Below are 13804 nucleotides of genomic sequence, written 5' to 3'. Positions count from 1 at the left end.
AGTTGCGTTGGCGATTTCCCGAATATACAAGACGTTGGGGAAGGTAACGCGATGAACACGACCGAAGAGTATCACCCGATAGATTGCGATCTTCATGATTATCTGGAAATCGCCTGCATGTACCACTATTGGTTGCGCATTGAACTAACGGATGGCACATGTTTTGATGCTAAAGCGTTGACGACGTGTACCACCGTGGAAAAAGAAGAATTTCTGGTAGTGGGGCAATCTGAAAATCAGCAAAAAATCCGTCTGGATTGTCTGTCAGCTATCACCGCGCTGACGCCAGGAGCGACGTTTAGCACAGTAAGTTTTCAGAGAGCCTGCCGCGGTTAGACGGTATAAATCCGAATATCGTGCGCCTGGAATGCTGTGGCGTACTCTTTGCTGATGTTGTCCTCTACAACAATCACATCAATATTGCTGCTTTCGGTAACGACATATCGGGCGACGGCTGGGATTTTTTCAGCGGTTAGCGCGACGATAGTTTCATTACATTGTTTGATCACCGCTTTTTTGAACTCACAATCCGCGTAATCAAACCCCGTTAAGCCGGATTCAGGCGACATCGCACAGCCGCCAATAAATCCCTGATCGAATAAAATGTCCTGCACTTGCGCGATGGCGGAAGCTCCCACACACCCGCCAGAAGATCTCTGTACCGCGCCGCCCAGCATAATGACCTCAAACAGCGGTTTTTTTAGCAAAACGGCGGCAATCTCCGGTGAATTTGTCACCACGGTTAACGCCAGTTCGGCGGGCAGAGCTTCTGCCATCGCCAGATTGGTGCTACCCGTGTCGATAAAAATACAGCTTCCGGATTTGACCAGTCTGGCACATCGCTGCGCGATGTTGCTCTTTTTGGCCACATTAATACCCTTGCGCACGGCAATGTCTTCGGATTCAGGGAGTGCAATTACCGCGCCACCATAGACCTTCTTGCACACGCCATCTTTGCTCAATTCATGCAAGTCACGACGAATTGTATGTTCAGAAACACCTAATCGGTTCGCGAGTTCAGAACAAATGACTCTGCCGTTTTCTTGCAGGATCTGATAGATAAGCGCCTGGCGCTGTTCCGGGAATGCGGCGTAATCGAGCATAGATACTCCAGGTAAAATAAACATCGAGCAATAAAGTGCATGATCGTGCATTATGATTAACGATGTCAACATCCCTTACAGGGACCGTACTATTCTGGATACAACGGAAAGAGGTAAGCTATGAAAATTGCGCATATGGCGTTATGGACACAGAATCTCGAGCAGCAAGCTCGCTTCTGGGTCTCATTTTTTGACGGTAAGATCAACGAGAAATACTGCAGTAAAACCAACCCTGGGTTTGAATCTTATTTTGTCAAAATTGGCGAGGATATTGCAATTGAGTTAATGACCAAACCGGGTCTTGTCGGGCAGCAACCTGACAATAATCGTTGCGGATGGGTACACCTCGCCATTTCTGTTGGCGGCAATGAAAATGTTGATGCCGTTGCAATGCAAGCGCAGAAACAGGGGATATTAGTCTCAGGTCCGCGCACTACGGGCGATGGTTATTACGAAGCGGTGATACGAGATCCGGACGGTAACCTGATTGAAATTGTGGCGTAAGCCATCAATCAGTAACCTGCAAATAAAGAGTACCTGCTACTTATTATTGATGAGCTCAGCTCATAAGTTTGTCCTTCTTTTCCTCTCTAATCACCGACACGTCGAGTCTCTATAATTTTACTGTTTTCAGCCCCCGGTGGTGCAATGTTGCCACCGCTCTGGAGAGTCGAATATGCAATACCAACTGGATGCGGGACTCACGCTCAACAAACTTGCAAATGCACTGGGCGCGGAAGTTACGCTGTTTACGCGTTCACCGGGCAAAGAAGCTGATGCCAGACGTTTGGGTGCCAGTCATGTTGTGCTTTCCACTGACAGTGAGCAGATGAAAGCGACAGCGAATCAGTTTGATCTGATTATCGATACTGTGCCCTACGTTCATGACCTGAACCCGTATATCCCAACCCTGGCACTAAGCGGTACGCTGGTGCTGGTTGGTTATCTCGGTGCGTTGGATCCGTTTCTGAATACGGTTCCCCTGATCCTTGGACGTAGGTCTGTGGCGGGTTCAGTTATTGGCGGTATTGCCGAAACGCAAGAGATGCTCGATTTTTGCGGTCAGCATGGTATTACCGCCGATGTCGAAGTGATCAATATTCAGGATATTAATCATGCCTGGCAGCGGATGTTGAAAAGCGATGTGAAATACCGCTTTGTAATTGATATTGCCTCATTGAAATAAGTACAAAAAAGACGCGGACTTCCGCGTCTTTTTTTGTTAGTGTGTCGACGGCGATGCTTCAGGATTATCCATATACAGCGTCTGGCTGGGGAACGCAAAGTCGGCGCCATTTGCCTGGACTATCGTGATAATCTTTAAATAAACGTCTTGCTGTACCGCGAGCCATTCCTTCCAGACGGTGGTTTTCGTGAAGCAATACACCATGATATTCAACGATGAATCGGCAAATTCATTAAAATAGACCAACAGAGTTTGTTTCTGGTCTATTCCTGGATGGTTTTGCAGCATTTCTCTGACCGACTCGACAACAGCACCGACTTTATCGGCATCCTCATATCGTAACCCGATCACCGTTTTAATACGCCGGTTGGTCATGCGCCCTGGATTTTCTACGCTGATGGAGGAGAAAATCGAGTTTGGCACATACAACGGACGATGGTCGAAGGTGTTTATTTTAGTCATTCGCCAGCCAATTTCGGCCACTGTGCCTTCAATATTGCGGTCCGGGGAGCGGATCCAGTCGCCGATGCTAAACGGTCTGTCGAAATAGAGCATAATGCCTGAGAAGAAGTTGCTCAGAATATCTTTCCCCGCCATACCCACAGCGATACCGCCAATGCCGCCAAAGGTTAACAGGCCGGATAAGCTCATACCGAAGTGTTCGCCATACAGTAAAATGATGGCAACCACGATGGTAATCTTGATGATACGCGACAGGATCCTCGCGCTGGTGATATCTCTGCCTTTATTAATCTGCGTCTTTTCAAACTGATTAATCACCAGAAAAAGTTTGATGGTCAGGATTAACGCAATCAATGAGGTGCAGATAAAGTCGACCACGCTGGGGGAGATAAATTTCAGGCTGTAACTTTCGATAACGTTATTAGCAATGCTGCCAAACGTCCCAATGATAATGGCATAGACAAAAAATTGTGCGGCATGAAATATGAATCCTTTGCAGCGACGCTCTCCACGATGATACCAGACACTCATCAGGACCAGCGCGGCACAGCAGCTGAGAATTACCGTCAAATTAAACGCATTATTCATAAACAGTTCAGCGATCATGATTCTTCCTGGCAACTCCATGTTATCTAAATATCATCTGACATCTTAATCCCCGGATATTTTACTCAGTTAGGGCGGTCAGATCATTAATCAAAAGGAGAGATAAATAATGCAATCAGCATTATTTTCAGCGAAATAGTGCTGACGTCAACCCTGTATGCGGTTTATGTAGCAGACAGTCAGTTGATGTCATGGTATTGTTAGCGCAAAGTAACAAGGTTTTCATCTGCAAAAGGACAGTACTATGATCATGGCTAAGCTGAAAACAGCGAAGGGACGGAAATTTTTGTTGTGCCTGCTTGGAGTGTTTATTATCGCAGCGTCGGTCGTGACGCGCGCGACGATCGGCGGCGTTATTGAACAGTATGACATTCCGCTATCCGACTGGACCGCTTCAATGTATGCCATTCAATCTGCAATGATTTGTGTCTACAGCATGGTGTTTACGATTCTGTTGGCTATCCCGCTTGGTATCTATTTCCTCGGCGGCGAGGAGCAACACTAGGCGTTTAAAATGCCGGATGATATCGCCATCCGGCATTTTATTATGTGGTTAATCGTCTTCTTCGTCGTCCAGTTCAACTGGCGTCTGATATTCATCTGGCTTGATGACCAGCAGGTCACAGCGTAGATGATCGATAACCTGTTCCGCGGTATTACCAAGGAACGCGGCAGAAATACCGGTACGTCCGACGGTCCCCAATACCACAATACCTGCCTGTAGGTGCTCGGCTAAATCAGGAATGACCTCTTCAGGTAAGCCTTTTTCAACGTGCGTCACTTTCTCATCAATACTGAATTTCTGGCGTAGCGCCTTCATGGCCAGCAGATGCTGTCCACGGATTGCGTCGTTATAAACGCTGGGATCAAATTCAGGCAGTTCAATCGCGATGTTGATTGGCGTAACAGGGTAGGCGCCTACCAGATGCACTTCGGTATGGTTAACCTGTTCTGCAAGCTGTAGCGTCTCTTTGACCAGTTTTTCATTGAGCGCGTTGTGATAAGCCTCTTCACTGGCGAGGTTTACTGCAACCAGTGCTTTACCCCCTTCAGGCCATGGCTGGTCTTTCACCATCCATACCGGACTTGGACATTTACGCAATAAATGCCAGTCGGTTGGCGTAAATATTACGGCTTCGAGGCGGTCGTGTTGGTGCGCCATCTTGAGGACCAGGTCATGCTTGGCGCTGATGACTTCCTGGATAATGGCTTCAAAGGGTCGGTTATGCCAGACCACTTTAATCTCCAGAGGGATCCCTGCTTCGATATAGTATTTCGCTTGTTCACGTATCCATGCAGTTCGCTGGCTGATAACCCCCTGACGCATTGCCGTACGCTCATCGGGCGACAGCAGGGTAGTCATCTCATAGGAAAAGTCATAGATCGGCAAAAAGGCTTTAATTTTGCCACCAATCCGTTGATGCAAATAAACAGCTCGCCGTAATGCTGGTTGATCGTCCTGGTTCGGGTCGATGACGACCAGCATATTTTTATACATAGCCATACAGGGTCTCCTTACAACTGTCATCGCAGTTTGTAACTAAAAGAGTAACCCAATAATGTGGTTTGAAACAGGGAATAACCTCCTGCCAGATCAATAAATCGGGATAATTTAGCGATTTGACAGAAGGATAACAGAGATGCTTGCGGAAAGATTACGCAACGTTACGCGTATGGCCAGCAAGAACTGCCAGCGCGTCGCTATTCTCAATAGTGATGTATTTGCCTTTCACCGCCAGCATACCGCTTTTCTGGAAACGACCCAGCAGGCGGCTGATGGTTTCAACCGTCAGACCGAGGTAGTTACCGATGTCGCCACGGGTCATGGTCAGGCGGAATTCACGAGGCGAGAATCCACGCTGGGCAAAGCGACGAGACAAATTGTAGATAAAGGCCGCCAGGCGCTCTTCAGCGTTTTTCTTCGACAACAACAGGATCATATCCTGGTCGCCTTTGATTTCGCCACTCATCAGACGCATCATCTGCTGACGCAGATTTGGCATTTTGCCGGACAGGTCATCAAGGGTTTCGAAAGGAATTTCGCATACCATCGAGGTTTCCAGCGCCTGAGCAAAGCTCGGGTGATGTCCGCTGCCAATCGCGTCAAAACCGACCAGATCGCCCGCCAGATGGAAGCCAGTAATCTGCTCATCGCCTTGTTCGGTAATGGTATAGCTTTTAATCGTTCCGGAGCGGATAGCATAGAGTGATTTAAGCTCATCACCTGCTTTAAAGAGCGTCTGCCCCTTTTGGATAGGCTTTTTGCGCTCGATGATGTTATCGAGCTGGTCAAGCTCATGCTCGTTAAGTGTGAACGGGATGCAAAGCTGGCTGATGCTGCAATCCTGGCAATGGATAGCACAACCGCCAGACTGAATGCGCCGTATAATTCGCTTTTCCGGGATCATAGGTCTGCTCAAGCCGTAATTGATATTTGTCAATTTTAACATCTTTTTGGTGAGCACGTAAGCCTGAGCTACTCCCAAGAGAGAATAATTCAAGCATAACTGGAGTGAATATTTGTATATGCTTGATTAATCACAATTAATTTGGGATCGCATTATGCGGAAGTGTGATGGATAAGGCATTAATTGCCTGGAATCTAGAGTAGCAAATAACCTTCGTGACGCAATAACCACTCTTTTCGTTGTACGCCACCGGCATATCCGGTCATGGTGCCGTTACGTCCAATGACGCGATGACAGGGGACCACAATGCTTATTGGATTGGAGCCATTAGCTGCGCCGACGGCTCTTGCAGCACCGGGGCGTCCCAACTGTTCGGCCAGTTGACCATAATGCATGACCTGCCCGCAGGGGATAGTGCGTAACGCTTGCCAGACTTCACGCTGGAAAGGCGTCCCAGCGGTTGCCGTTTCCAGCGTGTCAATGATGCTGAGGTTTCCGGCAAAATACTCAGCGAGTTTGTCGCTTAATCCACCTGGGTTTTTGGCGGTAATGCGCTGATAACCTTCTGTGCGGTAATGAATATCCAGCAATTGTTCCATGCGATCGCTGTGCTGATCCCATTCCACTGCGCGCAGGCGAAATTGCTCATCACAAATGACCCACAGCGGGCCCAGCGGCGTGTCGATGGTGTCTTCCAGTAAGTTAAGCATCCGTTTCTCTCATTACAGCATTCAGGCGAGGCTACACATTATCACGCCAGTGACCGTCGCAGCTATACCTCTAAAAATGGATATCAACTTGTCGTGAGTAGATCGGTTCAGCGCGACGGATCCGGTTAATTATTGGAAATAACCGTAAACCGTTACCGGTATAGTTGTCGGTATAATAGTGCGCGGTTATGATAATGCCCGTCGCAATACGCTGGAGGATGAAACATGAACCTTGATGATGCATCGTTGTTTCTTGACGCTATGGGGGATGTTCAACCGCTGAAAAGCCATACCGATGTACACTGGCAGCCCATGCGTAATCTTCGCACTCCGGCGCGTATCGATACGCTTCAACTGGATAATTTTCTTTCGACGGGATTTCTCGATATTGTCCCGTTAAGTGTGCCGCTCGAGTTTCGTCGCGAAGGTTTACAGAACGGTGTGACTGACAAGCTGCGAAACGGAAAATATCCGCAGCAGGCGAGTCTTAATCTTATTCGCCAACCTGTTGAAACATGTCGTCAGATGCTCTTTAGCTTTATTCTGCAGGCGCAGCAAGAAGGGTTGCGTAATGTGCTGGTGATACACGGCAAGGGACGTGACGATAATTCTCATGCCAATATCATTCGCAGCTACGTAGCGCGCTGGTTGACGGAATTTGACGACGTGCAAGCATATTGCGCCGCACTGCCGCATCACGGCGGCAGCGGGGCATGCTATGTGGCATTGCGTAAAACCGCGCAGGCAAAGCAGGATAACTGGGAGCGTCACGCTAAACGTAGTCGCTGAACGACGTAAACATCAGGCGGCCAGCACTCTGTTCCTGCCTTCGGTCTTGGCTTTGTACAACGCGTCGTCAACACGTTTGAATAACTCATCGATACTTTCATTTGTTTCGTGCCGTGCTACACCAATGCTGACGGTAAAGCGGGGAAGGCCAGGGAGAGTCACCTTTGCCACTGTCGCACGGATCACTTCTGCTAGGTTGAGAGCGACATCCAGCGACGTTCGCGGCAGGAGCAGCACAAATTCTTCACCACCCCAGCGAAAAATAAGATCGTCTTTTCGCGCACAGGATTCCAGGGTGCGTGCCAGAGCACAAAGCACTTCGTCGCCTTTTAAATGGCCAAACAGATCGTTAATGCTTTTAAAGCGATCTGTATCGATCAACAACAGGCTGTAGTCCTGCGTCAATGATATCGCATGCGTCTGTTCCGGCTCGGTTACCTGATAAAAATGTCGGCGGTTAAGTAATCCCGTTAAAACATCTCGCAGGGCCGCACGCTCCAGCTCCTGTTCCAGCCGCTTTTGTTCGGTAATGTCATGAATAATGCACAACATCAGTTTATTACCGTAAATTTCGATCGGTCCGGCGTAGGTTTGCACATGACGGGAAGTCCCATCAGCCAGTTTATGGACAAAATGCAAAGGTTTATGGCCGCCGGGCAGATGGGCGATTTCATGCATCACTGGAAGTATATGGCGGCCCAGCATATTGATTTCCCATGTATGTTTCTGACACATCACATCATGAGTGTATCCATAAAAATTGAGCGCACTGAGGTTTGCATCCACGATCAACCCATCGCGTGACGGATCAATAAGTAACATTGGCGCGGAATTAGTCTGGAAGAAGCGTGCATAAAATCCCTGCTTTTTCCGCTGATAGGTTGCTGAACGGCTCGCTTTCAGACCCTGTGCAGTAGGCGTCTCAATGCCTTCGAAAAGGATGACTTCACCCATGCCTGGTAGGGATTTAATGGAAAGGCGACTTGCCATCGCAATCTCTTCACCGTCGCGGTAAACCGTGAGAATTTCCACTACATGGTGATGATTTCTCAAGTCGCTGAGATACATAGTTAAATCATTTTGAGCATGCGTTGAAAATGTTCCCTTGCGGAGCGGGGAAAAACAGAGACCCTGCATTAGCTCCCGTGCAACGTTATTAGCGAACACCAGCTCTTCGGTATGTGGCAAAACAATCCACACCGGAATGGTTAATAAATCCAGTGAATGCAGCTCGGTTGTGCTCATCGATAATCCCGTTATTTTTATCTGCTGTGTTGCCTGTTAAATGGCGAATATTTTTAGATATTACGTCTCACAATGTTATTGATTGTCGGTGAGACAAGGGGGGTACAACTGGCTTTTGCTTGATGCTGTTTTCTTGTTGTATCAATTCATGAATCTTATGTGCTGGCAGCGGTTTTGCAAACAAGAAACCTTGCAGCATGCTACACCCCATCTGAGTAAGGAGTATTTCCTGTTCCTGGGTTTCTATTCCTTCTGCCACCACACGCATATTCATGGAGTGAGCTATGTCAATAATGGTAGACACAATTTTTGTGTTTTTGCTGTTCTCGCTGATATCTTTGACAAATATCCTGTCAATTTTTAATTCGCGCGCCGGAAGAGACTTCAGCATCAATATATTTGAATAACCTGTACCGAAATCATCAATAGATACGGTGATCCCCAAAGCAGAAAAAGCATTCAGGACTTCCACACTGCGTTTCAAATTTTTAAGGGCGGTGCTTTCAGTGAGTTCCAGCGTGAGGCAGGCAGGTGACAGTTGATACTGCGCCAGGGCATTACAAACAACATCAATAATATCATGCTGTTCAAACTGGGCGGGTGAGAGGTTAACGGCGAGCGTCCATTCTGTATTTCCCTGTAATTTCCATTGATGCAACTGCAGGCATGCCTGCTGGATAACCCATTTCCCAACGGGAATAATCAGGCCCGTATCTTCCAACGCAGAAAGAAATTCGGCTGGCAGCAGCATGCCGCGTTCCGGATGATGCCAGCGTAATAATGCTTCAAAACCGGTCAGGGAATGATCTCCAGCGGTATATTTAGGCTGATACCATAGCTCAAACTGGTTGCGTTCAAGCGCTTGCGACAATTCTTGTAAAAATGTCGGCGGTGTATCCGCGATAGCTTCCATTTCCGGATGATAAATAGCCCAGCCGTTTCTGCCCGCCTGTTTGACATGATACATCGCCATATCGGCCTTCACTTTTAGCTCATGCAGCGTTGAGCCATGCTCAGGGTAAATACTGCTCCCCGCACTTAACGAAACCCGAATGGTATGTTCGAACAAGGTAAAGGGTTCACCGATCACATCGGCAATCCGCGTCAGCAGGGCGGAGATATCCTGCTGGTTGCAGTCTGGAACCAGCAGGATAAATTCATCGCCCCCCAGTCTTGCCAGCGTCATTGAGTCATCAAGGCAAGTGAAGATTCGCTGTGTACTGGCTATCAGTAGCTGATCGCCAATGTGATGTCCCCAGGTATCGTTAACGACTTTAAAACGATCGAGGTCGATAAATACCAACGCGAAATGCTGCTGATGCAGTTTAGAATGCCGCAGGCAGGCCAGTAAGCAGGTGTCTATTTGTGTACGATTAGCGAGACCGGTCAGCGCGTCGAAGTGAACCTGATGCTCAAGCTGGCAGTTCAACTGATGCAGATTGTCAGCCAGTCGGGAGGTACGGAGTTGCGAATCCACCATCGAAACCACCAGCATGATCCCCAAAATAACAAGCGTGACGGCGCAGACCCAGATAGAAAGTTCCAGCGTGCTGAGACCATCGTGCGCAGTGTGTCCAAAATGGGTGAACGTAGCTGCTCCCATACCGGTGTAATGCATAGAGGCTATTGCCAGCGCCATAATAAAGGCAGCAATAAGCCGATTTATTAGCGCTCGACGGCTATTTTGGCGTAAGTGAAAGGCCAGCCACAAACCCACGCCAGACGCAGCGACGGCAATAATCACGGAGAGTAGGATCAGCGAGCGATCCCAGGTTATAGCCACATGTTCGATAACGGCATACATACCAACGTAGTGCATTGTAACAACACCGGCACTTAATATGCTGGTAGCAATGAGCAGGCGTTTTGTTGATAGCGTATTACCAGAAATGGCGATATTGATGGCGACTGTCGCAGAAATGAGCGCAATAAAGAACGAAAACGCGGTGAGGGATAAATGGTAATTTATTGGCATACTCATTTTCATGGCCAGCATACCGATAAAATGCATCGACCAGATCCCCATACCCAGCGTAGCGCCGCCAGAGAGTCGCCAGAAGGTAGATTCACGTCTGCTGGAAATTGCCACTTTGCCCGCGCTGTCGAGGGCAATAAAGGAGGCAATAAACGCGACAATAAAGGAAATCCCAATCAATACAGGGTCCCACGACACGTGCAACATCTTACTACCTATCAAAAAAAAGACGTGATGATAAATTTAGCAGGTTTTGTCCAGTTAACCTGATAAAACCTGGGATGTTCTTGTGTTTTTACAATGACTATTAGAGGGAAGGGGCAAACATCGAAAATGATAGACCTTTACTTATACAAATATTCATAAGATTTATAATTCTGTGCATTTTATGCACACGACGTGCTTGTCATCACAATAATCTAACGACAAGCGCCAGTCTCATCCTTTGCAGGATAAAACACCTGGTTAATGTAAATTAATAGTGTGATTACCTGCCTTAAGTGAAAGGATTGCAGACTCTCATTGAAAGTTCGTCTTTCGTCTCCGCGTTATGGAAATTTGCATTGCAGATGCTATAAAAAATAATATCCACGTTATTTCTTAGCGCACAGGACTAAAATGTTAAATGATATTAGCGTCAGAACCTTTATTATTTTATTTCTGCTCATTACGGCGGTCGCTCTCAATGTTTTTGAAATAATATTTTCCGCTCCCCCGGTAATTATCATTGGAACTAATTTGGTCAGTTTTACTTCTATATTATGTTTGTGGTGGTACATGACGAAATATTTAGTCGTGCCAATTAATACGGTTAAAAGAAGCATTGAGGAGGTAACCTCCGGGAATCTGGCGATTAGTATTCCAGAGTTTGGCAATAACTGTGCGGGAAGATTAATACCGGGCATTAATAGTTTATCAAGTAATATCTCAACACTCGTTAATGAGATCAGAACATCTTCACAAACGGCGATGGCGCTCTCTGAACAGCTCGCGGAACGCAGCGCTGAGTTATCAGTAAAAACAGAGCAGCAATCCGGAGCATTAATGCAAACGGCTGCCAACATGGATGAAATAGCGGTCAGCACGCGCAACAATGCAGAGAATACGCAAATGGCGAGTGCTAAGGCCAATATTGCAACACTATCTGCCCGGCAGGGCGGTGATTTAATGGTGCAGGTCGCAACCAATATGCAGTCGATCACCGAGTGCGCCCAGCAGATGACAGAAATTATTACCCTGATAGATGGTATTGCATTCCAGACAAATATTCTGGCATTGAATGCCGCCGTAGAAGCGGCGAGAGCGGGAGAACATGGCAAAGGTTTTTCCGTGGTGGCCGGAGAGGTACGAATGCTCGCGCACCGTAGCGCAGATGCCGCTAAGAATATTAAACATCTGATTGCCCAAACTCATGAAAACGTTCAGCAAGGTGCGGCTATTGTGCGTGAAGCTGAAAAAAATATGCAGGATATTGTTGGTGGTGCCGGGCAATTAAACCAACTGATGGGCGAGATATTAACCACTACGCAGGAGCAGGAGAAAGGGATCATCAGTATTACTCATGCGCTCGCGGAACTGGAAAACGTTACCCAGAGTAACGCCATTATGGTGGATGAACTGTCTGACTCTTCGGATATTCTGAAAAATCAAGTGACTGACCTCCAGTCGCGAACGCACAAGTTTCGTTTAAGTCACGCTTTTGAATCTGAGAGACGCCAGCGGGCTTAACAGGGTGCCTCGCAACAAGCGCCACATTTGTCGGCGCTTTTTTTGTTATCAGATACTTTTATGAGTCATTTCAGCACAATGGGACAATGAGATATTGCTTAACATATTCTGACGGCTAGACTAACGAAAAAAGCTGAATGTTTGTGGAGGCGCTGTGGAAGCCATTAAGGGAACGGATGTTAATGTGCCGGATGCCGTGTTTGCCTGGCTGTTGGATGGGCGTGGTGGGGTGAAACCACTGGAAGATAACGATGTTATCGACACTCAGCATCCCTGCTGGCTGCATCTTAATTATACTCATCCTGAAAGTGCGCAATGGCTGGCGACAACGCCCTTACTTCCCAATAACGTGCGTGATGCGCTGGCGGGTGAAAGCACGCGCCCGCGTGTCAGCAGGGTAGGAGAAGGTACGTTAATCACGCTGCGCTGTATCAACGGCAGCACCGACGAGCGGCCTGACCAACTGGTAGCGATGCGTTTATATATGGATGAACGTCTGATTGTCTCAACGCGTCAGCGCAAAGTGCTGGCACTGGATGATGTGGTCAGCGACCTCCAGGAAGGTACAGGGCCGGCTGATTGTGGCGGTTGGCTGGTGGATGTTTGTGATGCGCTGACCGATCATGCCAGCGAATTTATCGAACAGTTGCACGACAAAATTATCGATCTGGAAGATAACCTGCTCGATCAGCAGATCCCGCCGCGTGGCTTCCTGGCATTACTGCGTAAGCAGTTAATTGTGATGCGCCGTTATATGGCGCCACAGCGTGATGTCTATGCCCGGCTGGCGAGCGAACGGTTGTCCTGGATGACTGACGACCATCGGCGACGGATGCAGGATATCGCTGACAGGCTGGGGAGAGGGCTGGATGAAATCGATGCCTGTATTGCCAGAACCGGTATCATGGCGGATGAAATTGCGCAGGTGATGCAGGAGTCTCTGGCTCGCCGAACGTATACAATGTCATTGATGGCAATGGTTTTTCTTCCCAGCACATTCTTAACCGGGCTTTTCGGCGTTAACCTCGGCGGTATCCCCGGCGGTGGTTGGCAGTTCGGTTTCTCACTTTTTTGTATTCTGTTAGTGGTCCTGATTGGTGGTGTTACTTTATGGTTGCATCGTAGTAAATGGTTGTAACAACAACGTTTTTTAGTGACTTTTGCGCATGAAAACGTCCTGAATTTTGAGCGAGGTCAATAAACCATCTACCTATTCGGGGCAATATCTCTCTCGCAGGTGAATGCAACGTCAAGCGATGGGCGTTGCGCTCCATATTGTCTTACTTCCTTTTTTGAATTACTGCATAGCACAATTGATTCGTACGACGCCGACTTAGATTAGTCGGCTTTTTTTTGCCTGCAGGAAATCAGCGTCTACCCTAAAAGAGTCAACCTGAATGACTGGAGGAGTATATGACCTGTCTGATTGCAACTGCGCACACGGATTCGCTCCCGACTGACCCGGTTCCCATTCCCGATCCCATTCCTCGTCCGCAGCCAATGCCGGATCCGCCGCCGGATGAAGAACCTATTAAATTGTCGCATCGTGGGCGTAGATCTGCGAGGATACGCGCCTGCTGAATGTGAGTTTT

General features: G+C 47.9%; 15 protein-coding genes. 8 read left to right on the top strand and 7 right to left on the bottom strand.

What is annotated here, in order from left to right; genetic code table 11:
- Positions 1 to 51: 51 nt before the first annotated feature.
- Positions 52 to 336: a Rho-binding antiterminator gene (locus tag OGV89_RS05270; RefSeq protein ID WP_003843950.1), complete on the top strand. Its 285-nt coding sequence runs from the start codon at positions 52 to 54 to the stop codon at positions 334 to 336.
- Here the strand turns inward: OGV89_RS05270 and OGV89_RS05265 are convergent.
- Positions 333 to 1103, bottom strand: coding sequence for a DeoR/GlpR family DNA-binding transcription regulator (locus tag OGV89_RS05265; RefSeq protein WP_003843948.1), 771 nt, complete (start codon positions 1101 to 1103; stop codon positions 333 to 335). The genes OGV89_RS05270 and OGV89_RS05265 overlap by 4 nt on opposite strands.
- A gap of 120 nt (positions 1104 to 1223) precedes the next feature.
- Here OGV89_RS05265 and OGV89_RS05260 point away from each other — a divergent pair, with 120 nt between their 5' ends.
- Both OGV89_RS05260 and OGV89_RS05255 read left to right on the top strand, forming a co-directional pair.
- Entirely contained in the window at positions 1224 to 1607 is a 384-nt protein-coding gene (locus OGV89_RS05260; protein ID WP_003843946.1) for a VOC family protein, read from the top strand.
- A gap of 172 nt (positions 1608 to 1779) precedes the next feature.
- Positions 1780 to 2289 carry a zinc-binding dehydrogenase gene (locus OGV89_RS05255; RefSeq protein WP_003843945.1) on the top strand — a complete coding sequence of 170 codons (510 nt, stop codon included), beginning with the start codon at positions 1780 to 1782 and terminating at the stop codon, positions 2287 to 2289.
- Positions 2290 to 2325: 36 nt separating this feature from the next.
- Here OGV89_RS05255 and OGV89_RS05250 read toward each other — a convergent pair whose 3' ends face one another.
- A complete protein-coding gene (locus tag OGV89_RS05250; RefSeq protein ID WP_003843943.1) occupies positions 2326 to 3357 on the bottom strand; it encodes a mechanosensitive ion channel family protein in 1032 nt (343 codons plus the stop codon).
- A 244-nt stretch (positions 3358 to 3601) separates the two neighbouring features.
- Here OGV89_RS05250 and OGV89_RS05245 point away from each other — a divergent pair, with 244 nt between their 5' ends.
- Positions 3602 to 3862 carry a DUF2534 family protein gene (locus OGV89_RS05245; protein WP_003020403.1) on the top strand — a complete coding sequence of 87 codons (261 nt, stop codon included), beginning with the start codon at positions 3602 to 3604 and terminating at the stop codon, positions 3860 to 3862.
- Between the two features lie 48 nt (positions 3863 to 3910).
- Here OGV89_RS05245 and uspE read toward each other — a convergent pair whose 3' ends face one another.
- From uspE to ogt, 3 genes are all read right to left on the bottom strand, one after another.
- On the bottom strand, positions 3911 to 4861 hold the full coding sequence (gene uspE / locus OGV89_RS05240) for a universal stress protein UspE (RefSeq protein WP_003840808.1): 951 nt from the start codon (positions 4859 to 4861) through the stop codon (positions 3911 to 3913).
- 151 nt (positions 4862 to 5012) lie between these two features.
- Positions 5013 to 5765 carry a fumarate/nitrate reduction transcriptional regulator Fnr gene (fnr, locus tag OGV89_RS05235; protein ID WP_003020397.1) on the bottom strand — a complete coding sequence of 251 codons (753 nt, stop codon included), beginning with the start codon at positions 5763 to 5765 and terminating at the stop codon, positions 5013 to 5015.
- Between the two features lie 194 nt (positions 5766 to 5959).
- Positions 5960 to 6475, bottom strand: a complete 516-nt coding sequence (ogt, locus tag OGV89_RS05230; RefSeq protein WP_003840811.1) for a methylated-DNA--[protein]-cysteine S-methyltransferase — start codon at positions 6473 to 6475, stop codon at positions 5960 to 5962.
- 225 nt (positions 6476 to 6700) lie between these two features.
- Here ogt and smrA point away from each other — a divergent pair, with 225 nt between their 5' ends.
- Complete coding sequence (smrA, locus tag OGV89_RS05225; protein ID WP_003843940.1) at positions 6701 to 7264, top strand: DNA endonuclease SmrA; 564 nt, start codon at positions 6701 to 6703, stop codon at positions 7262 to 7264.
- A 12-nt stretch (positions 7265 to 7276) separates the two neighbouring features.
- On the opposite strand, the gene OGV89_RS05220 is transcribed toward smrA, so the two are convergent.
- Positions 7277 to 8509 carry a sensor domain-containing diguanylate cyclase gene (locus OGV89_RS05220; RefSeq protein WP_286558245.1) on the bottom strand — a complete coding sequence of 411 codons (1233 nt, stop codon included), beginning with the start codon at positions 8507 to 8509 and terminating at the stop codon, positions 7277 to 7279.
- 67 nt (positions 8510 to 8576) lie between these two features.
- A complete protein-coding gene (locus OGV89_RS05215; RefSeq protein WP_003840816.1) occupies positions 8577 to 10691 on the bottom strand; it encodes a putative bifunctional diguanylate cyclase/phosphodiesterase in 2115 nt (704 codons plus the stop codon).
- Positions 10692 to 11102: 411 nt separating this feature from the next.
- On the opposite strand from OGV89_RS05215, the gene OGV89_RS05210 reads away from it, so the two are divergent.
- The 3 genes from OGV89_RS05210 (at position 11103) to ynaL (ending at position 13793) form a co-directional block, all read left to right on the top strand.
- Positions 11103 to 12212 (top strand): methyl-accepting chemotaxis protein, encoded by a 1110-nt coding sequence (locus OGV89_RS05210; RefSeq protein ID WP_016150306.1) that lies wholly within the window; start codon positions 11103 to 11105, stop codon positions 12210 to 12212.
- Positions 12213 to 12366: 154 nt separating this feature from the next.
- Positions 12367 to 13350 carry a zinc transporter ZntB gene (zntB, locus tag OGV89_RS05205; protein WP_003020379.1) on the top strand — a complete coding sequence of 328 codons (984 nt, stop codon included), beginning with the start codon at positions 12367 to 12369 and terminating at the stop codon, positions 13348 to 13350.
- 275 nt (positions 13351 to 13625) lie between these two features.
- Positions 13626 to 13793 (top strand): proline-rich small protein YnaL, encoded by a 168-nt coding sequence (gene ynaL / locus OGV89_RS05200; RefSeq protein ID WP_085951593.1) that lies wholly within the window; start codon positions 13626 to 13628, stop codon positions 13791 to 13793.
- The last annotated feature ends 11 nt before the right edge of the window (positions 13794 to 13804 follow it).

This window comes from Citrobacter sp. Cf125, from assembly GCF_030333935.1.
GTDB classification, from domain to species: Bacteria; Pseudomonadota; Gammaproteobacteria; order Enterobacterales; family Enterobacteriaceae; genus Citrobacter; species Citrobacter freundii.
Note: the sequence above shows the minus strand (reverse complement) of the source record. Positions and strands in the feature narration are given on the sequence as shown.

What these genes read in the sequence shown, in the direction of transcription:
- OGV89_RS05220 (WP_286558245.1), bottom strand. Translation starts at nt 8,509, where the DNA reads ATGAGCACAACCGAGCTGCATTCACTGGATTTATTAACCATTCCGGTG.
- OGV89_RS05210 (WP_016150306.1), top strand. Translation starts at nt 11,103, where the DNA reads ATGTTAAATGATATTAGCGTCAGAACCTTTATTATTTTATTTCTGCTC.
- OGV89_RS05270 (WP_003843950.1), top strand. Translation starts at nt 52, where the DNA reads ATGAACACGACCGAAGAGTATCACCCGATAGATTGCGATCTTCATGAT.
- OGV89_RS05265 (WP_003843948.1), bottom strand. Translation starts at nt 1,103, where the DNA reads ATGCTCGATTACGCCGCATTCCCGGAACAGCGCCAGGCGCTTATCTAT.
- OGV89_RS05250 (WP_003843943.1), bottom strand. Translation starts at nt 3,357, where the DNA reads ATGATCGCTGAACTGTTTATGAATAATGCGTTTAATTTGACGGTAATT.
- OGV89_RS05245 (WP_003020403.1), top strand. Translation starts at nt 3,602, where the DNA reads ATGATCATGGCTAAGCTGAAAACAGCGAAGGGACGGAAATTTTTGTTG.
- uspE (WP_003840808.1), bottom strand. Translation starts at nt 4,861, where the DNA reads ATGGCTATGTATAAAAATATGCTGGTCGTCATCGACCCGAACCAGGAC.
- OGV89_RS05255 (WP_003843945.1), top strand. Translation starts at nt 1,780, where the DNA reads ATGCAATACCAACTGGATGCGGGACTCACGCTCAACAAACTTGCAAAT.
- OGV89_RS05215 (WP_003840816.1), bottom strand. Translation starts at nt 10,691, where the DNA reads ATGTTGCACGTGTCGTGGGACCCTGTATTGATTGGGATTTCCTTTATT.
- ynaL (WP_085951593.1), top strand. Translation starts at nt 13,626, where the DNA reads ATGACCTGTCTGATTGCAACTGCGCACACGGATTCGCTCCCGACTGAC.
- smrA (WP_003843940.1), top strand. Translation starts at nt 6,701, where the DNA reads ATGAACCTTGATGATGCATCGTTGTTTCTTGACGCTATGGGGGATGTT.
- ogt (WP_003840811.1), bottom strand. Translation starts at nt 6,475, where the DNA reads ATGCTTAACTTACTGGAAGACACCATCGACACGCCGCTGGGCCCGCTG.
- OGV89_RS05260 (WP_003843946.1), top strand. Translation starts at nt 1,224, where the DNA reads ATGAAAATTGCGCATATGGCGTTATGGACACAGAATCTCGAGCAGCAA.
- fnr (WP_003020397.1), bottom strand. Translation starts at nt 5,765, where the DNA reads ATGATCCCGGAAAAGCGAATTATACGGCGCATTCAGTCTGGCGGTTGT.